Source organism: Paenibacillus endophyticus (assembly GCF_014192395.1).
In the GTDB taxonomy this organism is placed as follows: domain Bacteria; phylum Bacillota; class Bacilli; order Paenibacillales; family Paenibacillaceae; genus Pristimantibacillus; species Pristimantibacillus endophyticus.
The window spans coordinates 90,535-111,476 of sequence record NZ_JACHXW010000009.1; the positions used below are offsets into that span (position 1 = coordinate 90,535).

Below are 20,942 nucleotides of genomic sequence, written 5' to 3' on the forward strand. Positions count from 1 at the left end.
AAACCGAAACGAACAAACACCGATATTTGTTGTTTACAAGTTTGTGACAAGTTGATCACGTTGCGGATACATGCAGAGTTTATATTGTTATAAATCTGACTGATAAGGAATGGTTATGGAGAAAACTAAAATTTTAATTATTGAAGATGAAGCTGCCATTGCAGATATACTGGAATACGGTCTAAATATGGAAGGATATGAAACGGAAAAAGCCTATTCAGGTGCGAACGGTCTTAAGGCGCTTGCGTCATTCAAGCCGGATTTGCTAATTCTCGATTGGATGCTTCCGGATCAAAGCGGATTAGATATTTGCAAGCAAGTAACGGCATCTTATAATATCCCGATCTTGATGATTACGGCTAAATCCGATATTACGGATAAAATATTAGGGCTCGAATTTGGTGCGGATGACTATATTACGAAGCCCTTTGATTTAAGAGAAGTCATTGCAAGAATCCGTACCATTCTTAGACGGGTTGCGCAAGCCAATCGGCATGCCGATGGAAATACCGAACAAGAGGACCAAGTGATTCGCTTTAAGGAGATCGAGATCGCTGTTAGTGAGAGAGTGGTCAAGAAAAGCGGAAAAGAGATTGAATTGACCCCTAAGGAATATGATCTCCTACTGAAGCTTTATACAAATAGGGGGAAAATTTTCACTCGAACGGAGCTGCTGGATTACGTATGGGGATACGATTACACTGGAGACACGAGAACAGTGGATACGCATATCCAACGGTTGCGCAAAAAATTGGATGCAGCGGACCTGATTACGACCGTATTCAGCATTGGTTACAAATTCAACAAGCATGTGGACACTTCCTATGATTCGCACGATTAGGGCCAAGTTCATCCTCGGTTTTTTTGTTATTTTCACCGTATTTTTCTTAATCCTCAACCAGTGGGTGACAAGGAATATTGAAGCCGGCAACCGGAGCACAATTTCCGATAGCTTGATTGACTTAAAAAAAAACAGCAACAACTATATTCGGCAATCCTTCTTAACGCATCACTTTACGAGCGATGAGATTTACTTTGAGCAAATTGCCGAGGACATGGGAACGGATCTGCAGCATACGGTTTCCGACGGTGTCGGAATGTATTCGTTAGCTGGTGAGCTGCTGTATACTTCCGACAAAAGTATATTTAAAGCAGGCGGAGATGATCTGACAGCGGCCATGCAGGGAAAAACAGCGTATACGATTGCAATGATTAACGGGGAGGTATCCATTCTCTATGCCTATCCCGTTGTTGTTAATGGCACTAAAGTAGGTATCATACGTTTTGCCAAAGATTTTACTCCGCTCTACGAGCAAAGCAGAGCCATGAAGCGAACGATATTTTTTATCGCGTTGGCGGTATTTACTGCAGCATTTCTGTTTTCCTATATCCTCTCGCGTCATGTTACGGTTCCGCTGGTTAAGCTGATGCAAGCCTCGAATGAGGTGAAAGATGGAAATCTGCACGTTCGCATCGCTTTCAAGCGAAAGGATGAGATCGGCAGCCTTGCCACTAACTTCAGCAGCATGATAGAGAAGCTCAGAGAGCAATTTCTAACCATTGAGAAGGACCGGGATCGGCTCGAAGAGTTGATCAATCATCGGAAGCGTTTTTTTGATAATGTGACCCATGAGCTGAAAACACCACTTACGACGATTATGGGCTACTCCGAAATCATATTGATGAATGGTGCGAAGGATCCGGTTATTTTTCAAAAAGGGATGGGCCATATTATGGATGAGAGCAAACGGCTGCATGACATGGTTTTGAGGCTTCTGGAAATGTCCAAGGCATCCGAAGGAGCCAATAACTTTGAAAGAATTGATGCAGCTTGTATATTACGGGACGTATCTGAGTCGATGGCGATCAAAGCGAAGCGGTACAAAAAAACGATTCATTGCAAAGCCAGTCATGATTTGTTCGTATATGGTCAATCAGACCGGCTGCGCCAGCTCTTTATCAATTTGCTGGATAATGCGATTAAGTATTCGTCTGCCTATTCGGAAATAGTGGTTGAGGCCCATCTGGATGCCCAAGCGGTCAAAATCATGGTTACGAATGAAGGGGAAACGATCAGTCCGGATAATCTAAAAAAAATTTTCGAGCCGTATTACAGGGCCGGAAGCGTTGTTAATGAAGAAGCGAGCGCAGGACTTGGCCTTAGCATAAGCAAGTCTATTGTGGACGAGCACCAAGGTCTCATTCGGATAACGAGTAACAATGGGCAGACGAGCGTGCAAATTGAGCTTTCGTTCATGGAGGCCGAGAGGAAATGAATATGAGGAGCAGAGCCGTCTATCTCGCATTAATAATCGTGATTTGCTGCTTACTGGCAGGCTGCCAGGGAGCGAATAAAGTCGAGACGATTATTATTGATGATAAAGAGGATCAGCAGGCTTCAAACGACGAGCTGTCCCTTTTTGAAGTCAAGACCATCTATCCTGTAATGGAAGGCAAATCAGACCAAGTCTATCCACTTGGCTGGAGCAATGAAAACGCCTTAATTACGCTTGGGGCGGAAAATTACAAATTTGCGTCGACGATTAACCGCGTGGAGTTTCCATATGTATCCCAAACAAAATTATGGGATGAGAGAAACAGCATTTTTCTATTTAATAATTTAATAGCCTTATCTCCAGACGGGAAAGAGGCAGCTTTTCCAGTGGTGGAGAATGGTGCCTTTACGCTCAAGTTGTTTTCGCTTGCGGGAGGCAATAGCGAGCTGCTCGGTGAGATCACAACCGACCAACTGAAATTTGTTCGAATGACATGGTCTAGCAATAGTCGTTTCCTAACCTATTCAATCGTGAATGAAGCGGATAAACAGGTGAAAATCGGCGTTTATGATAGGGAAACTAGGGATACAAAGTGGTACTCTTTAGCGCAAAATGGGTCAAATTCAAAGGAGTTTTTCGCATTGCATTCGATTCATGTTTCCAATGACGGGGAAAGCGCGGTCATTGTAAAATATGTAGCCAGGCAGTTAATGCTTGAAGTCGGCCAATGGAGCGGGGACAAGTTCAAGAGCAAATACGAGCATCCGATTAGCTCCGAGGGATGGGTGGAGTGGATTCACCAGGATCAGATCGCATTCGTCGGGCCGGATGGGAATTTGTACGCATATGACCTGCGAAATGCTGTGGTGTCTCTTTTGTTAAGAGATATTGGACTTTTTCGGCTATCTGATGACCGGAAATTTATCGCTTTTTGCCAGGATGGCGATTCCGTTTTTGCAGCAAGACTATATGGGAATAATGTGTTAAACATGAAACAGATTTATCAAGGAATCATTCCCGCCCAAATGGCTTGGAGCCCGGATAATGGGAAGTTATTGCTTAGTGGATCGAAAAAGTACGACATTGCCCAACCTATGGCTGAAACACAAGCATTTAAGGGCATGCAGAGCCTAGTCATTGAATTTAATTAAGAACGGATAGGAGGAGCACAGCCTCTGCTTAACGGCAGAAGCTGTGCTCTTTTGTTGCGTTGCGTTTTTATGAAAGAGAAGGCGTTTGCGATTTAAAGGATTGGGAGGTAGAAGGCGTACACAACTTGTTTACATGCTAGCGAAGTGGGTGAGACATCTCTGAACTATAGTAGATTTTAAGAGATGACTATTACGATCATTCGCTAGGAGGCGCCATGAAAACTTATAAAAAACGCAAACAGTCCATGAAAGCATTCATTATACTCTTTCTTTTATTCTTTACTATGGTGGGTGTTGTTGCCGCTTGGAGCATCGGTCATTCAGAGGAGAAACTTCCTTCAATAACCGAGCACTCTTTCGATAATCCGGTTAAGCTATCTCCTCCATCTTCTCAAACGCAAAAGTATAAAATTATGATCGATCCGGGACATGGTGGGAAAGATCCAGGCGCCACGGGGGTAAGCGGGAACTACGAGAGGGATTATACGCTCGCCCTTGCGAAGAAGGTGTTCGATTTGCTCAGAGATGAACCGATGTTTGAGACGCGCATGACGAGAACTACAGACGTGTTTGTTGAATTGGAAGATCGCGCAGCTATGGCAAATGAATGGCAGGCTGATGCCCTATTGTCTATCCACGGAAATACGTACACGGATGACAGTGCAAACGGAACGGAGACGTTGTACACACATGATGATAGCAATCTATTGGCCCAAACCGTTCAAAAGAACGTAATCGAGGCTTTAGGTTTTCGGGACCGCGGAGTGAAGGAGGAGCAGCTAAAGGTGCTTTCGCTCAGCGAAATGCCGGCAGCACTCGTTGAGGTCGGTTATCTAACCAACGCTGGCGAGGAAGCTGTCATGCTCAGCGGGGACGGACAAAATGCAGCAGCAAAGGGCATCGTAGAAGGCCTAAAGCAATATTTCTTACAATATGGCGAGCATCCCTCTAATCTGGAGGGACTTCAAATAGATGGTCAAGAGGAACATAATGATGAGGAGCATTCGAATGTAGATGCAAGCTCTATTATTAATAAGAAGGTGTATTACAACGGCTTAGCGGCTGATGGAAAGCGCGTTGCCTTGACTTTCGATGATGGCCCAGACACGGAGATTACTTCTGATATTTTGGTCATTTTGAAAGAAAATGAGATAAAGGCGACATTTTTTATCGTGGGAAAACAAGCGAAGGCCCACCCTGAGATGGTGAAGCGAATCGTAAAAGAAGGACATGTGATAGCCAACCACTCGTGGTCACATCCTAATTTCAACAAACTGACAATCGAAGAATCATTGAAACAAATAAAGGATACACAGGATCAACTGGAAGCTATTTCGGGCTTGCGTCCTCTCTTGTTTCGCCCTCCCTATGGGGAATTGAATGAGGAGAGAGTGAAGGCTGTACATGAGCTGAACATGGCTGTTGTGAACTGGTCCGTGGATACGATGGATTGGTCTGGAATAACTGCGCCAGCTATATTGAAAATCGTGAACAAACAAGTCTATTCGGGGGGCATTGTTTTACAGCATTCTACCAGCGGAAGGGGAAATACGGTCGAAGCGCTCGAACTCATGATCCCGCAATTGCGAGAAAAAGGATACACATTCGTTACGGTACCGGAAATGCTGAACTTGCCCGATTACCAGGACGCTTAGTGTGTGAACGGTGAAGTTATGTTAACGGTGAAGTTATAAGTTATGTGAACGGCGATGATTGGCATGGACTGCAACGCAATCGTCCATTCAGCGACAACGATTCATTTATGGTATGAAACAAGTACGAAGCAAGTAAGAAACAAGTGCGAGACAAGTGCGAAATAAGTGCGAGACAAGTGCGAAATAAGTACGAAACAAGAGCGAAACAAGTGCGAGACAAGTGCGAAATAAGTACGAAACAAGAGCGGAACAAGAGCGAGACAAGTGCGAGACAAGTACGAAATAAGTACGAGACAAGTGCGAGACAAGTGCGAGACAAGTGCGAGACAAGTGCGAGACAAGTGCGAGACAAGCGAGAAACAAGCGAGAAACAAGTACGAAACAAGTACGAAACAAGTGACGTTGCCTTAATTAAGTAGACAGTAAGAAAGCCTCATTACAACTGTTAGTCTAAACATTACACTGCCAAGAAAAGCTGTAATGGCGTGAGGTAACCGTTGGAAGAATGCGTTCTCCGTCGGTTGTAAAACAGCTCAATATATTCAAATACAGCCTTCTTGGCCTCAGCCCTAGTCTTAAATTTACGATCATTTAGCCATTCCATTTTAAGCTTCCCCCAGAAAGATTCCATTGGTGCATTGTCGTAACAATTACCTTTGCGACTCATGCTACAGACGAAATCGTGTTTCTTTAGAAGACGTTGGTATTTCTTGCTGGCATATTGAACACCACGATCAGAATGGACGATCAAGCCTTTTTCTGCACCTACGCGGCCTATGGCTTGTTTTAATGCAGATGATACGAGTTCAGTCTTCATGCGGCTGTCCATTGCCCACCCTACGATGGCGCGGCCATGCAGATCCATAACTCCTGCAAGATAGAGCCAACCTTCGTCAGTTGGAATATACGTAATATCAGTCAGCCATTTCTCACGTGGTTTCGTTGTTTCAAAGTTTTGATTTAGTAGGTTATCGGCAACAGGCAAATTGTGTTTAGCATTCGTTGTCGCTTTGTATTTCTTGACCACTTTAGACCGTATTCCATTTGCTTGCATGAGGCGGGCTACACGGCCTCGGCTAGCTTTCTGGTCCGGCGGTAGATTCTTTGTGATTTGTGGCGTTCCATAGATCTTACGGCTCGCATGATGGATATTTCGGATCGTATCTAGCAGCTTCCGATTTTCTACACTTCGTTTACTTTCGGGTCGCTTCACATAAGCATAATAGCCGCTTCGAGAGACATGGAGAGCCTGGCACATCTTTGCAATCCGAAATTCGAAGCGGTGTTCATAGATAAACTTGAACGTGTTTACTTCAGATTTTTCGCAAAGTAGGCTGCCGCCTTTTTTAGAATGTCGTTTTCTTCCTTGAGATCAGCGAGTTGCTTACGAAGCTTACGTATTTCCTGATCTTCCACTTTAAGATTTCCACTGCCAGGAAAGGATTGTTCGCCGTCTTGCTTGTACAACTTTATCCAGTCTTTAACCGTCGTATAATGCACGCCTAGTTCCTTGGCTGTTTAAGAAGCTGTTGATTCTTCTGCTAATATACGCAGGACTACCTGCTCCTTAAATGCCTTGTCGAATTTTTTTCGTTGTCCCATGTGAATCCCTCCATAATTTATTATAGAGGTTTTCTTCGTGTCCATCTATTCGGGGCAAGGTCACAAGTGCGAAATAAGTACGAGATAAGTGCGAGACAAGTGCGAAGTAAGAACAAATAAGTACAAACAATCACGAAACAAATACGAAACAAATACGAAACAAGAGGTAACCATATGGATGGTTGCTTCTTGTTTTTTGGCGTCCTGAACGGTTCCCGCATCGGCTGCACTATTTCTATAAAAACCATAATTTTAGCTTAATAAACACGTCAGCTGTACGATTTCCGGTATATATAAATGAACCCGTTGCAATTGAAATTGGCGCGTGCTATGATGACATAAGTCGAAATGACCGTTTTGGTTTTTTGGTCATTTATTGAGAAGTATCGGGTCGGAGGTGTTAGGGTGGCAATTGATCGACGACAGCAGGTTGTGGATGCGGCAGCCAAGTCTTTTGCGTTGTTCGGCTACAAAGCGACGACGATGGATCAGGTTGCGAAGATTGCGAATGTAGGCAAGGGAACGATCTATACGTTCTTTTCGAATAAAGAAGAGCTGTTTCATGAGATTATGAAAAAGCTGATTATGGAAATGAAGCTGGTAGCAGAGAAGGTTCTCGATCCAAATCGCGGGTTCTTCGATAATTTGCATGCAGCACTGGAGCAATTGCTTGAATTCCGTGAGGAGCATGAGCTTGCGCTCAAGCTCTCCCATGAGGTGCGTGAGATCGGTACGCCGATGGCAGTGGAAGGCATGCAGCAGATTGAGAAAGCTGTGGTAGGCTACATTCAAAACCAGGTGCAGCAGGCGATGGATAAAGGCGAGATTAAACCATGCAACCCGGAAATTACGGCATTTGTCATGCTGAGATTGTACATGGCACTGACGGTGGATTGGAAAAAAACGCATGATCCGCTGGATAAGCAGCAGGTAGCGGAGCAGCTGCGGTTTTATATGCAAGTAGGATTGGCTCCGGAATAGCCTGGATGCCTTTTTTTACACTATAAAATGACCGAATGACAATAATGGTCAATTAGTAATGAGGAGAGTGGACGCGTTGAAGTTCAGAGGATTGAAACAGTTTGGCAAGGAACTAACCGGCATTGCAGGCAACAAAATGCTGCTCATATCCGTAATCGGCGTACTTATGATTCCGCTTATGTATTCATCGATGTTTTTGGGCGCATTCTGGGATCCTTACGGGCATCTGGACAAAATGCCCGTAGCTATCGTCAATGCGGATAAAGGATACACGTATAACGACGAAACGCTGCATATTGGCGATGATTTCGAGGAACAATTAAAGGAAAACGAAAAATTCGAATGGCATTTCGTAAGCCAGGCAGAAGCGGAAGCGGGGATGGAGGATCACAGCTATTATATGGCTATTGAGATTCCCGCTGATTTCTCCGAGAAAACAACGACGCTCACTTCGGATGAGCCTACGCCAGCACAGCTGACTTACTTGGCTAACGAGAGCTATAACTTTCTAGCCTCGCAGATTGGCAGCAAAGCAGTGGATACGATGAAGGTGGAGCTTGGCCGCGAAGTGACGGCAGCGTATACGCGTACCGTGTTTGGGCAAATCGAAGAGCTCGCTGACGGAATCGGGGCGGCGAGCGACGGTGCCGGCGAGATTGCCGACGGCACGACGAAAGCAAAGGATGGAGCCGTGCTCATCGAGCGCAATCTTGCAAAGCTCGTCAGCGGATCAATGACGCTGAAGGAAGGTGTCGCCAAGCTTAGCGATGGCGGCGCGGCGCTTGGGAAAGGCAGTGCCGAGCTCAGCGCAGGCACTGCAGGGTTAGCGAGCGGCCTGGCGCAGCTGCAGGCTGCGCAGCAGCAGCTTGGCGCCGGAGCAGCATCGCTAGGCGAAGGCGCGGGTTCGCTTGGCGCCGGAGCGGCGAAGCTCAGCGACGGGATGGCGCAGCTGGCTGGAGCGAGCGGACAGCTGGCGGAAGGGGCTTCGGACGCGCAGCAGGCTGCGGGGCAGCTGGCTGGCGCGATGAAGGAGTCTTCAGCAGGCGAGGAGCAGCTGAAGGATGGGGCTGCGGAGCTGGCGAATGGGCTGGCGCAGCTTGGCCAGTCTAATCCGGAGCTGGCTTCGAGCGACAGCTTTGCTTCGCTGCTGAAGGCTAGCCGCGAGCTGGCTGAAGGATTGGAGAAGTCCGCTGCCGGCCAAGCGCAGCTGAGCGGTGGCGCCACCAAGCTTAATGATGGATTGGTGAAGGTCGCTGAAGGCCTTGGAAGCTTCGATGTGAAAGCGCAGGAAGCGGCTGCTGGCGGCAAGCAATTAGGCGCTGGTGCGGAGCAGGTCATAACTGGAGCAGAAAAGTTTGCAGGCGGTATGATTCAGTTTGGCGACAAGCTGAAAGAAGCTAGCGGCGGTGCGGCTAAGCTTGCAGCGGGAGCGAAGCAGCTGGATAGCGGAGCATCAACGCTTACGGCGGGGCTCTCGCAGCTGTCGACTAGCGTCGCTCCCTTTGTAGACGGGTCCGCAGCTCTGGAGGATGGCGCAAAGCGAGTCGCCACAGGGCTGTTGAAGCTGGAAGACGGTACACAGGAGCTTTCCGGCAAGCTGGGTGATGCATCGGACAAAACGGCTGATTTGAATCTAACCGATGCGATGGTCGATATGTTCTCGGACCCGGTTAAGCTCGATGTCGAGAAAATGACTGAGGTCGACAACTACGGAACGGGACTCGCTCCCTACTTCCTGTCGCTGGGCTTGTTCGTAGGGGCAATGCTGCTGACAATCGTGTACTCCGTGCGCGAGCCTGCTGTCCGTCCGGACAGCGGCTGGAGCTGGTTTTGGAGCAAGGCGCTTACCTTGTCGCTAATCGGCATCATCCAAGCGTTAATTGCTGACGCAGCGCTTCTATTCTTATTGAGGCTTGAAGTGCAGAGTGTGGGACTATTCGTGTTTTATTCCATGCTGACCAGCTTAACGTTCATGATGATCATTCAGTTCTTGGTTGCATCAATGGGCAATCCAGGGCGTTTTATCGCCGTAATATTGTTGATTTTCCAGTTGACGAGCTCCGCGGGGACGTTCCCGATCGAGCTTGTACCAGGCTGGCTGCAAAAGATTTCTCCATTCCTGCCGATGACCTATGCGGTAGCAGGATTTAGGGACATCGTATCGAGCGGCGATTACAGCTCAATGGGCAGAGATATTGCGACACTTGCAGGCATTGCGATTTTATTCGCCCTGTTATCCTACCTTTACTTCACGCTGTCTCATCGCAAAATCAAAAATGAAAGCTCGGAGCAGCCGGCAGTTCCGGTTGTTTAGAGGCTTCCTGCACGGATTCATTTCAGGGATAGGCATTGTAAAAGTTGCTTCACCCGTTTCCGTTCCGCTTGTGAATGCTGGTGCGGCTCTCGTGTGTCTCTCTGCTAACGTTCCCGTTAAAGCTGTGTTTGTCGTCGTTCAAGACGATGTTTATGTTTCAGCAATGGGTCCAACCGAACTAACTGGGAGACGGGAGCGACAGGAACTGCTGGAGTCACAGGAGCAATCGGCTACAGGAGTCACAGGAGCAATCGGCGAACTGAAGGTACAGAAGCAAATGGCTACAGGAGTCACAGGAGCAATTGGTTTCTGGAGTCACAGGAGCAATTGGTTACTGGAGTCATAGGAGCAATTGATTACTGGAGTCACAGGAGCAATTGGTTACTGGAGGTACAAGATCAATCGGTTACTGGAAGCATAGGGGATCCGGGAGCAACGAGCGCGACATGCGTAAACGGAGCGACAGGTCATTCGTCTTTGACCGTGCTACATCTGTTTTCTCTGGAAACTTGTGGAGCAGTCCGGAAAGTGCAGTCGATATTGCTTTATTGTCGGTACGATTACAGGTACGCCTTGCGAGCTGCTAGCAGATTTATCGGCTAATAATAGTACAACAAGCATTCAAGACAGCAGGTAAACGAGGGGGTAGCGATCATCGCTATCCTCTTTTTCTATCTGCTTGCTGGACGTTAACGAGTGCAGCCCAATTAAATAGTGGGTTTAGCAGAGAGGATTTCACGTCTGCTTCCGAGAAAATCAGATAAAGTTAGGCAGCTTTCCTCTTTAGAGGCTCGCAAAGAGCCATTCATCGTTGCAATGACGGTGATTAAGCTTTAAGAGCCATACTGTGCCATCCCTTAGACAAATTTTATCGAGCCTGTATAGCTACGCTGTAGAAAGTGCAATGTAATCCTCAAGAAGTAAGTAAATGGCTAGCTACATTGCAGTTATTACAACGTTAAGTAAGGATTACTGCTGAATTAGGAGGATAGGGGGCCATACTATTGCACTTTCTACAGTGTAGAGGGCAGACTTGTGTGCTGTGTGAGGTTTAGATTGCAGAAAGTACAGTGTAGGCTAATTGGTGCTGGGTGTCAGCTGTAGGGACGGTGCGTTGATACAAACACAGATAAAACGCAGATGGAACGCAGATAGAACACAGATAGAACACAGATAGAACACAGAAAAACGCAGCAGATAAAATGCATATGAAATGCAGATGAAACGCGGAATGAACGTAGATGAAACGCAGATGAAATGCAGAAGAAACGCGGATTGAACGTAGATGAAACGCAGATTAAATGCAGAAGAAACGCGGTTTGAATGCAGATGAAACGCAGAAGAAACGCGGATTGAATGCAGATGAGACGTAGAAGATAAACCGCAGATAAACCGCAGTTAAAGCGAAGATGCAATGGAGATTTGATTTGAGGAAAGAATCGTGAGTAGCTATAGGATAGGAGCGCTGACACAGGGACGAGCGAAATTGGTGCGTTGGCGAGTAATGGAATGAGTCGGTGCGGAACTAGGTTAAATAAGGGAATTTTGAACAAAAGAATAGCCAAAAGGGATGTAAGTCCCATGCGTTGAGATAGGCAACATTTAGGGGGAGTGGAGTCTTCTGATACAAGAAATCGCGTGACATGCATTTCATCCTATTCGTAGTGATAACCTCCCAGAAAGGCTCCTCAAAGAAATGGCGGAGGATGCTTGTTCGATTGTGAGGGATTCTGTAGACTCCCTTCAAAAATGAAAGGGCACCTAAATAGGTACCCTATGCAATGTAGACTTTATGTTTGCTTGGTTTACTGATTTAATCCCTCCAGCATGCGGATTAATATCGTCACAGCCTCGGCCCTCGTCGCTGGCGCAGCAGGGTTGAACCGATTATCGTCAGTGCCTTTTATAAGCCCAAGCTCCTTAATTGCAGCCACTGCACCTCTCCCCCATGCCGGGATTGCTCCGTCATCCGCAAATCCAGAGACGGGATTCGCAGGAATAGTCAACTTCAGCGCGTTTGCGATCATCGCTGCCATCTCCATGCGCGTAATCTCGGCATTGGGACGGAAGGAGCCATCTGCATAGCCCTTGATGATCCCCGCTTCAACAGCTTTGGCGATTGCTTCCCGTGCCCAAGCTCCGATTTGCGCCTTATCCGTGAAGGCTAGCTCCCCGTCTGCTTGCGGCAGCTTCAACGCATGCGCGAGCATAGCCGCGAATTCTGCACGCGTTACGCTTCTGCCAGGCTTAAATGTGCCGTCGTCGTAGCCTTTGACCAAGCCAAGGTTCGCAGCCAGCTTAATACTCGATTCAGCCCAATTCCCCGCAATGTCGCTGAATTGCGCCTCGGGATTTGGAACAGCCTCCTTATCCACGGCGAAGACCGCGAATTTCGTGAAGTGGTCCACCTGTACGCTAATCTCGCTGCCGGTGACTTCTCCGCCGATTTCGACCCACTCTTGCTTCGTTTCGTCATAATAGAAGATGACAGGCTTGTCGGTGTTCTTGACGCTGCTAGAATCGAATGCAAAGGTCAGCGTTATCGGTTTATCGAAGTTTTTCGTGAAGTTTTTCGTAATCTCATAGATCGAGCTGGCCAATGTATCATTATCCGTTAACAGGCCTTCCGTATCCAGCACCTTTTCGATTTTCACCTTAAGTTCTTGCTCTGCAGCCCCGCTCGGTATTACCAGCTTCACGGTGTTGTCCATGCTGACTTCCCCGGATTTGCCCACAGGAAGCGTCAGTTGACCATTCCTCGAAACGATAGGTTCGTTCGAAGGAGGTGCCGGAACAGACGGGCTTGGTGAAGGATCTATCACCGCCGCACGGGTTACAGTTACCGTGTACGTCTTCATTGTCGTTCCGTCCTCAGCCGTGACCACGACCTCAATGATGTTGGCACCAACGTTTAGCGTGATTGGTGCCGACGCATTTACACTTGTTACCGCCATGCCATTCACTTTGACCGTCGCCTTGGCGTCCGCCGCTGCAGGCATGACCATCAAGCTGCTTACCCCGTTCGCTACGCTAGCGGTATAAATTGTCCTACCCGATGCAAACGCCGGATTCAGCGCCGCGCCTTCCGAAAGCGCCAGATTGCTCAAGTTGGCATTCGTGCTCGCCGACGTGGATGCGCGCACCACAGTAATTAGGTAAGCCTGCGTTTCGTTACCGTCCGCCGGCACATAGAGGACCAGAATGGAGGTGATGCCCTCTTTCAGTGCGATTTCGCCTGATTCCGTACCACTTTCTACGATATTGTCTTCTACGATTATCGTCGCTCCTGCATCAGTCGCCGTCGGCGTGACCGTCAAGCTAGTTTGGCTGTACGGCACGAAAACGACATAGTCTGTCGTAGCTGGATCAAACGCCGGGTCCAGTGCCGCGCCTCCCGACAAGACCAGATTGCTTAAGCTCGGCAATGACTCAGCACGCGTTACCGTTACTGTATACATCTGCGTTATCGTGCCATCCGCGGACGTTACCACAACCGGAATCGTATTCGCGCCTACGTCCAATGGGATGGCGCCCGATTCGGCTCCGCTTGCTACCGTCATGTCTTTTACCGTTACCTTAGCTCCCTCGGCCGACACGGTTGGCGTGACCGTTAGTGTACTCACATCATTCGGTACGTCTGCCGTGTAACTTATTGTGTCCCACTCAAACGCAGGGCTTAGTGCGACTCCGCCAGACAACGTCAGATTGCCCAAGCTGGCATTTACGCTTACTTCCGCACGCATGACCCAGACCGTGTACGTCCTCTTTAATCCATTCGCTGCCGTCACTTCAATATCAATAGGATTGACGCCTACGTTCAGCGCAATGTTGTCGGACGCCGTTCCGCTGCTTACATTTGCTCCGTTAACCTTGACCGTCGCGCCCCCATTCGCCACAGTCGGCGTCACCGATAGCGTATCCACTTCATAGGCCACGCTCGCATCGTAGTACAGCATATCCGATGTAAACATTTTATCAAGCATGACTCCGCCAGATAATGTTAGGCTGCTCAAGTCGGCATTCCCGCTCAAAGGAGGTGCCGCACGCGTCACAGTTAGCTTGTATGTCTGCTTCGCGATCCGGTCCGCTGCCGTCACTTCAATCGTGATCAGGTTATCGCCTTCGCTCAGCGGAATGGGATCATCGTGATTCGTCATACCGTTAATCAGAATCGTCGCACCCTTATTTGAGGCGATTGGGGCTACGATGATATCACTCATGTCATAGTCTACATTCATCGTGTAATTCAACGTCCCCGGCGCAAACGTTGGATTAAGCGGTCCGCCGGCGACAAAACTTAATACGCGCAAGCTCGCGTCCGTACTTGGCGGCGCGGCGGCGCGCGTCACCGTTACCATGTATTCCGTGGTTGTCTTGCCGTCTTCTGCCGTCACGCGAAGGGGGATTGGATTGTTACCTTCTCGCAACGCGATCACATATGGAGTACCGCTAGCGATCGTTCCACCGTATACTTGCAGCCTTGCTTTAGCGTTAGCTACGTTTGGTGTAATCGTCATGGTACTCACGTCATGCGTGACACTTGCCGTGTAAGCTACCGTACCTGGCTCAAACGCCGGGCTTAGGGCAATTCCGTCAGATAATGTCAGGCTGCCCAAGCTCGCATCCGCGCTCGGCGGCTCCGCTCGAGTCACCGTGACGGTGTACGTCGACCGGTTCACGCCGTCCGCGGCCGTCACTTCTATGATAATGAGGGTTTCGCCTACGCTAAGCGTGATTGCTTCTGACATCCCCCCCCTTGGGACTTCCTTGCCGTCGACCTTAATCGTCGCTCCTGCGAAGGCGGCGCCCGGTATGACCATGAAAGGTTCCGCGTTATAAGGAACGCTTATCTGGTAGTTATGTATCCCTGGCACAAATGCCGGGCTCAGTTGGGAGTCGCTTGTCAGGATCAAGTAGCTCAAATCGGTATCGCTGTTTAACGGCGCCGCTCGCTTCACCGTCACTACATACTTCTGCTTCGCCCTCCCATCTGCCGCCGTCACTTCAATGGAGATCGGGTTATTGCCAACGCTCAGAGCAATCTCAACGGACGCCGTGCCGCTCGTGACCGTCATATCGTTCACGATTACCGTCGCCCCCGCATCCTCCACGGTTGGCGTGAACGAGATGCGGTCCACGTCATTCGCGACACTAACCGAATACTGGTATACCCCTTTATCAAATGCCGGATTAAGCGTGCCTGCAGAAGCCGTCAGCGCGTTCAAATCGGCAACAGTGTAATGAGCGATCGTTCCTTTGGCCCCTACAGCCGCATACATCCCATTGCCGTACGCAATGCCATTCAGATGTTTGGGGGTGATCCAGGTCATATTCCCCCAAGAAATGCCATTTGCAGACGACACGATTGTGCCGTCATCCCCTACGGCTACGAATTTTCCTTTTCCATATGTTATTCCATTGATTAGGTTACGAATGCCTGATGATTGCTTTGTCCAGGTGACGCCGTCGCTTGAAGTTAAAATGGTACCGATGTCTCCTGCCGCCACGAACTTGTCGTTGCCGTAAGCTACAGTCACTAGGCCATATGAAGATTTGTACGTATTCGTCCATGTTTCTCCATCGGAAGAGGTCACGACTGATCCGTCTGCTGCTACCCCGATAAAGATGCCATTCCCATAGGCGAGGTCCTTCAAGGGGGAGCTCGTGCCCGATTCATGCACCGTCCAGGTTATGCCGTCTTTGGATGTTTTGACTAAGCCTCCTACGTAGGCAGCCACGAACTTGCCGTCCGCAAATAAGATATCGTGAAAAACACCGTACGTGCAGCACTCGCCCGAACGATCGGTCCATGTGATTCCATCATCCGAGGTGACAACCTTATCGCCGTACCCGACCGCCACAAACCGTGAGTTGCCGTAGGCAACGCCTTCCATTTGAGTAGCATCGCCGATATCGCGGCTTGACCAACTGATGCCGTCGGTGGATGTAAGCATTGCGCCCTTTTCCCCTGTCGCCGCGAACATGCCGTTGCCGAAAACGATGTCACGCAGCGAAGACGAGGTCGTCGATGATGGATGCGTCCAATTCGTTATTTCATTTGGGCTGATAATCGCGCCGCCTGTACCCGCAACCATGAACTTGCCATTGGCGAAAGCAATGCCTTTGAGATCCGCTAATGTGCCAGCAGTGCGAGAATCCCAGTCGATGCCGTTCTCAGACACTAGAATGACTCCTCTTTTGCCGACCGCCATAAAATTGCCGCTGCCATAGGCGACGTCATAGATGATCGAAGTTGCTTCTCCCGAGTCCCGTCTGGTCCATATGGTACCGTTCGCGGAAGTCATGACAACGCTGCTGCCACCACTAAAGTAGTAGCCTCCGACAGCCACGAACATCCCGTCCCCGTAGCTCACGGAAACAATAGACGCCCCTTCTATTTCCAAGACTTGCTCCGACCAAGTGATGCCATCGCTGGAGGTCAGTATTGCATCGGAACTCGCCGCTACATATAAGCCGTTGCCGTATGCAATTTGTCCCATATTTCTCGATGTCCCGGATGACTGGCTGGTCCACGTGACCCCATCCGTCGATGTTGTAACGGCTCCATTGCCACCTACCGCCGTGAATTTCCCGTCCTGATAGATAACGCCGACTAAATAATCCGTCACGTCCGAGTCGGCTGGGGACCAGGAACTGCCGTTTTCGGAATTGATTATGCTGCCTTTGTCCCCGACCGCTACGAACAAACCATTGCCGTATGCCACATCGGAATAAGACCATTTAGGTGATACAGTTGTTCCTGTCCAGCTTTCTCCATCTGCAGAGGTCTTGATCGCACCTCCCTCGCCAACCGCCACGTACATCCCATTACCGTACGCTATAGCCCAGAGGTCTCCGGTTGCCGCGGAAGCAGGAGTGGGGGCTGGAAGAAGACCCGCCAGGACAGCGCACACGGCCAGCATGGCCACTAAACGTCTATACATAGTTATCAACACGCACCTTTTCCATAATGTTTTTAATAGCAATCATACATTGTAAAATAAGCTATAGAATCATTTTATTGATGACGCCTTAATGAAACTATCACCTATATGAAACGCCTCAGCATGAATGCTCTACTCTCCTTGCAGGTTCGTAAGATACGACACGCATGGGTCGTTTCTTCTACTATAAAACAAGGCTGGATCGAATTGACCTACCCGGGCGGGTAGGTCGAAGCTGCTAAATAGGGTAGGCATGCTCGGCTTACACCACCAGATCGAGAGTGCAATTTATGTTGGCACGTGCTTCTAAATCATAGCCCAAGCCCCCGAAAGCCGAGTTAAATAAACAAATAATAGATTTGATTCTAATAATAATAGATTCAATCATAATAATCGACTTGTTTGGGCATATTCCTTTATCGACTTTATGACATTGGAAAAAGTTTATTGTCTGTGCGTGCAAGGTTTTCCGCCGCAAGCGTAAACTTTCTATTCCGCACCTTCTCCTTAATTATTGGTAAAGCCCGATCATGTATGGAACATGCACATGCGCTGAAAAAGATAGTTGAGCGACATTGCAGTTATACAATTGCGAAATGAGGTCGTCGACCGCTTTATCGATCTCGTACGAGCCGTTATTCCGGCTATCGCGGATACGTTGATAACGCGGTTGTTCTTGATCGCCTGAATGGTTCGAAATAGAGGCTCATTGAACTCCTCCAGAATTCCTCTGCAAAAACCTGCTCCGTGACCTCCTCCAGAATTCCTCTTCCAAAGCCTGCTCTGTGACCTTCTACGCTCTGCGAAGTGCTGCTGCTGGATTTGCTCCGACCGAATTGGTAAAACAGTCCAAAAGTCTGCAGCTTCACCAGATCCTGGCCACCGTCCACCTACGGAACATCTGCTCGACCAACGATCGTAATTACCACCGTTGTTGCTTTATTAATTCGACCAACATTAAAGCCGGAACTAGGTGCAGCTCATTTGCTCGACTACAGTGCATAAAGTGCAACGTATTTCGCCATACGAAGGTCGTTGGCTGGCTACGCTGCAGTATCTACAATGTAAATGAATGATTCAGTCATTTAAGGAGCAAAGGGAGCTATTCTGTTGTATTTTTTACAACGTAGGTAAAGGATCTGTACGCTATGTAAGGTTTAGGTTGTATAAAGTACAGCGTAGCTTATTGTTCTGTTTGTTGTTGTGCTTGTGGAAGTGATGGAAGTGGGGGGAAGTGTCGGAAGTGTGCGGATACAAGTTGAGTTCAAATATGTGGAAAGGAGTAGGGCAGAAGTAAGAGCAGGAGCGGGGGGAGGAATAGGGCAAAAGCAGAAGTAGAAGCAGAAGCAGGAGCAGATGTAGGATTAGTAGCAGAAGTAGTAGCACATGCAAAAGTAGGAGCAAAAGCAGAAGCAGTAGCAGAAGCAGTAGTAGAAGCAGGAGCAGGAGCAGTAGCAGTAGCAGAAGCAGAAGTAGGAGCAAAAGCAGTAGCAGGAGCAGTAGCAGGAGCAGGAGCAGGAGCAGGAGCAGGAGCAGGAGCAGGAGCAGGAGCAGAAGCAGAAGCAGAAGCAGAAGCAGAAGCAGAAGTAGGAGCAGAAGCATAAGCATAAGAAGGAGCAGAAGCAGTAGCAGTAACAGAAGCAGAAACAGAAGCTGTGTAGAAGTAGAAGTAGAAGCAAAAGCAGTAACAGAAGCAGGAGCAGATGTAGGAGCAGAAGCATAAGCATAAGTAGGAGCAGAAGCAGTAGCGGTAACAGAAGCAGAAGCAGTGTAGAAGTAGACGTAGAAGTAGAAGTAGAAGTAGAAGTAGAAGTAGAAGTAGAAGTAGAAGTAGAAGTAGAAGTAGAAGTAGAAGTAGAAGTAGAAGTAGAAGTAGAAGCAGTAGAAGCAGTAGCAGAAGTAGGAGTAGTAGCAGAAGTAGGAGCAGAAGTAGGAGCAGTAGCAGAAGTAGGAGCAGTAGCAGAAGTAGGAGCAGTAGCAGAAGTAGGAGCAGTAGCAGAAGTAGGAGCAGAAGCAGTAGCAGTAGCAGAAGCAGAAGTAGGAGCATAAGCATAAGTAGGAGCAGGAGCAGGAGCAGAAGCAGAAGCAGAAGCAGAAGCAGAAGCAGAAGCAGAAGCAGAAGCAGAAGCAGAAGCAGAAGTAGGAGCAGTAGCAGAAGTAGAAGTAGAAGTAGAAGTAGAAGTAGAAGTAGAAGTAGAAGTAGAAGTAGAAGTAGGAGCAGTAGCAGAAGCAGGTGCAGTAGCAGTAGCATTAGCAGTAGCAGTAGCAGTAGCAGTAGCAGTAGCAGTAGCAGTAGCAGTAGAAGTAGTAGTAGTAGTAGTAGTTAGTAGTAGTATAAGCAGAAGTAGTAGCACAAGCAGAAGCAGAAGTAGTAGCACATGCAGAAGCAGAAGCATGAGTAAAATGGGGGCTGGCCATAACCGCAGCATGTGGAGCTGGGGAGCTTGCAGCATCTCTCTAGGAACAAATGAAATAGATTTACGTAGCGCGGTCTCATTACATCCACATGGTAGGCTTAACTTTTTTAGCTGTTTAGCAAAGATGAGCGTTTAGCTTTCTAAGTTAGTTGGAATCGCCAAACGGCCGCGCTAAAATAAGTAAAGAGCAAGACCGCGGTAACCGGTCGTGCTCATGGAATAGTCATTTTAACCATAGCTATATTGGAATGTTTACTCGTTCAAGAAGGTTATGGCCCGGTTTTGGATAAGCCCGGCAGCCTCTTCTGCGGACTTTTGACCGCTGAAAAAAGCAAGGGACTCCTCCCCCACGATGGAAATCACTTTTCCATCGAGTATCGAGTATTGGTCAGCCAAATCCAGAAGCTGCGTAAACCGGGTAAATTCTTCATCTGCGGCCTGGATGGACTGGCCGTCAGGAAGTTTGTAGGTACCTGCCTGAATTTGTTTTTTAATCTCGTCGAGCTTCTGTTCATTCACCGATTTGAGCAGCGAGAATCCGCTCCGCTCCGGCATCGACTGCCCCTCTTCGGACAGGAGATAGCTGAGTAGCTTCCATGCCTCCAACTGCGAAGGGGTTTTCGCTCGAATCGCAAACCTGGAGGACGGGATGATCCGCATCATGCCGGACTGCTCTAGGCTGTGCGGCTTTTGCAGCAGCCGAGGGTGACTGAAGGTTGTATGCGTTACGTTAACCACATCTGCCGGCTCGCGCAATACGGCAGAATAGAATAATTGCTTGTCGCGCTCAGCCGGTTCTGCAGTCATCACGCCTTCGTCATACATGTTCTTCACCTGTTTCAGTAGTGACACGAATTCAGGGGTATCAAACTTTGCTTTTTTAGCAGTCTTATCCACGTAAGAACTGTAACTATCGATCGTCATTTCCTGCATTAGCATATCCGGCGTATAATCAGCCATGGCATACAAGCCGTCCTTTCCCTGCGTCAGTTGCTTAGCAATGCCAGCAAAATCCTGCCAGGTCCAAGTCTGCTCATTAATTTGGGCATCCTTCAACAGCTCTCCATCCCCGATGAACGCCCTCAGGTAAAATTCGGAAGGAATCGCATACGTTCCACCCTTTTGCTTGATGGCATTTAATACATTCATATACATGTTGTCCGGCTTCAACGTGTCGTCCTTGTTCATTAAATCTTCCATATTCAAAAGAAGTCCCTTCTCGACATATTCATCCGCTGGCAATCCGTCTAACAGCTCGATAACATCTGACCCTTTCCCGGATAATAAAGCCGTATTCATTGACTTCCGGTATTCCTCCCATTCCCCGGGTTTCAACTCTTCCCCGGCCTGTTTATATGCCTGAATCTGCAGATCGATGTCCATATGCTTGGCCTCGAATTTTTTCTCCAACGCTGTATAGAACGGCGTGGCCTGCATAACGGACAGGGTGAGGACGGTTTTTCCATTTTCATTTACCTCACTTTTTCCACCGATCTCTGCCTCGTCTCCTCCGGTGCTGCAAGCCGTCATAGCCATGGATATGAGAACTGCCCAAACCGTTGTCAAACCTACTCTTTTAATCATAGCCTCATACCTCCCATC

At 48.4% G+C, this 20,942-nt stretch carries 9 protein-coding genes and 1 pseudogene; 7 read left to right on the top strand and 3 right to left on the bottom strand.

Going from position 1 to position 20,942, the window contains the following annotated elements; translation table 11 throughout:
• Window positions 1–115: 115 nt before the first annotated feature.
• From FHS16_RS16210 to FHS16_RS16225, 4 genes are all read left to right on the top strand, one after another.
• Entirely contained in the window at window positions 116–841 is a 726-nt protein-coding gene (locus FHS16_RS16210; RefSeq protein WP_183564468.1) for a response regulator, read from the top strand.
• Window positions 825–2,276, top strand: coding sequence for a sensor histidine kinase (locus FHS16_RS16215; RefSeq protein ID WP_183564471.1), 1,452 nt, complete (start codon window positions 825–827; stop codon window positions 2,274–2,276). Before FHS16_RS16210 ends, FHS16_RS16215 begins: the two co-directional genes overlap by 17 nt.
• Window positions 2,273–3,427 carry a hypothetical protein gene (locus FHS16_RS16220; protein WP_183564474.1) on the top strand — a complete coding sequence of 385 codons (1,155 nt, stop codon included), beginning with the start codon at window positions 2,273–2,275 and terminating at the stop codon, window positions 3,425–3,427. Before FHS16_RS16215 ends, FHS16_RS16220 begins: the two co-directional genes overlap by 4 nt.
• Before the next feature lie 215 nt (window positions 3,428–3,642).
• Entirely contained in the window at window positions 3,643–5,082 is a 1,440-nt protein-coding gene (locus FHS16_RS16225) for an N-acetylmuramoyl-L-alanine amidase (protein WP_183564477.1), read from the top strand.
• 457 nt (window positions 5,083–5,539) lie between these two features.
• Here the strand turns inward: FHS16_RS16225 and FHS16_RS16230 are convergent.
• Window positions 5,540–6,684 (bottom strand): annotated as a pseudogene (locus tag FHS16_RS16230) (IS3 family transposase).
• A gap of 405 nt (window positions 6,685–7,089) precedes the next feature.
• On the opposite strand from FHS16_RS16230, the gene FHS16_RS16235 reads away from it, so the two are divergent.
• The 3 genes from FHS16_RS16235 (at window position 7,090) to FHS16_RS16245 (ending at window position 10,325) form a co-directional block, all read left to right on the top strand.
• Window positions 7,090–7,665: a TetR/AcrR family transcriptional regulator gene (locus FHS16_RS16235; protein WP_312890936.1), complete on the top strand. Its 576-nt coding sequence runs from the start codon at window positions 7,090–7,092 to the stop codon at window positions 7,663–7,665.
• Between the two features lie 76 nt (window positions 7,666–7,741).
• A complete protein-coding gene (locus FHS16_RS16240) occupies window positions 7,742–9,979 on the top strand; it encodes a YhgE/Pip family protein (RefSeq protein ID WP_183564483.1) in 2,238 nt (745 codons plus the stop codon).
• Window positions 9,972–10,325: a hypothetical protein gene (locus tag FHS16_RS16245; RefSeq protein ID WP_183564486.1), complete on the top strand. Its 354-nt coding sequence runs from the start codon at window positions 9,972–9,974 to the stop codon at window positions 10,323–10,325. The genes FHS16_RS16240 and FHS16_RS16245 overlap by 8 nt, the downstream gene beginning before the upstream one ends.
• A gap of 1,459 nt (window positions 10,326–11,784) precedes the next feature.
• Here FHS16_RS16245 and FHS16_RS16250 read toward each other — a convergent pair.
• Together FHS16_RS16250 and FHS16_RS16255 are read right to left on the bottom strand one after the other, a co-directional pair.
• On the bottom strand, window positions 11,785–16,923 hold the full coding sequence (locus tag FHS16_RS16250) for a cadherin-like beta sandwich domain-containing protein (RefSeq protein ID WP_183564489.1): 5,139 nt from the start codon (window positions 16,921–16,923) through the stop codon (window positions 11,785–11,787).
• Between the two features lie 2,669 nt (window positions 16,924–19,592).
• On the bottom strand, window positions 19,593–20,924 hold the full coding sequence (locus tag FHS16_RS16255) for an extracellular solute-binding protein (RefSeq protein WP_183564492.1): 1,332 nt from the start codon (window positions 20,922–20,924) through the stop codon (window positions 19,593–19,595).
• Window positions 20,925–20,942: the final 18 nt, after the last annotated feature.

Bases quoted from the DNA above. Each gene is read 5' to 3' on its own strand.
- FHS16_RS16220 (WP_183564474.1), top strand. From the start codon at position 2,273: ATGAATATGAGGAGCAGAGCCGTCTATCTCGCATTAATAATCGTGATT.
- FHS16_RS16225 (WP_183564477.1), top strand. From the start codon at position 3,643: ATGAAAACTTATAAAAAACGCAAACAGTCCATGAAAGCATTCATTATA.
- FHS16_RS16215 (WP_183564471.1), top strand. From the start codon at position 825: ATGATTCGCACGATTAGGGCCAAGTTCATCCTCGGTTTTTTTGTTATT.
- FHS16_RS16210 (WP_183564468.1), top strand. From the start codon at position 116: ATGGAGAAAACTAAAATTTTAATTATTGAAGATGAAGCTGCCATTGCA.
- FHS16_RS16250 (WP_183564489.1), bottom strand. From the start codon at position 16,923: ATGTATAGACGTTTAGTGGCCATGCTGGCCGTGTGCGCTGTCCTGGCG.
- FHS16_RS16255 (WP_183564492.1), bottom strand. From the start codon at position 20,924: ATGATTAAAAGAGTAGGTTTGACAACGGTTTGGGCAGTTCTCATATCC.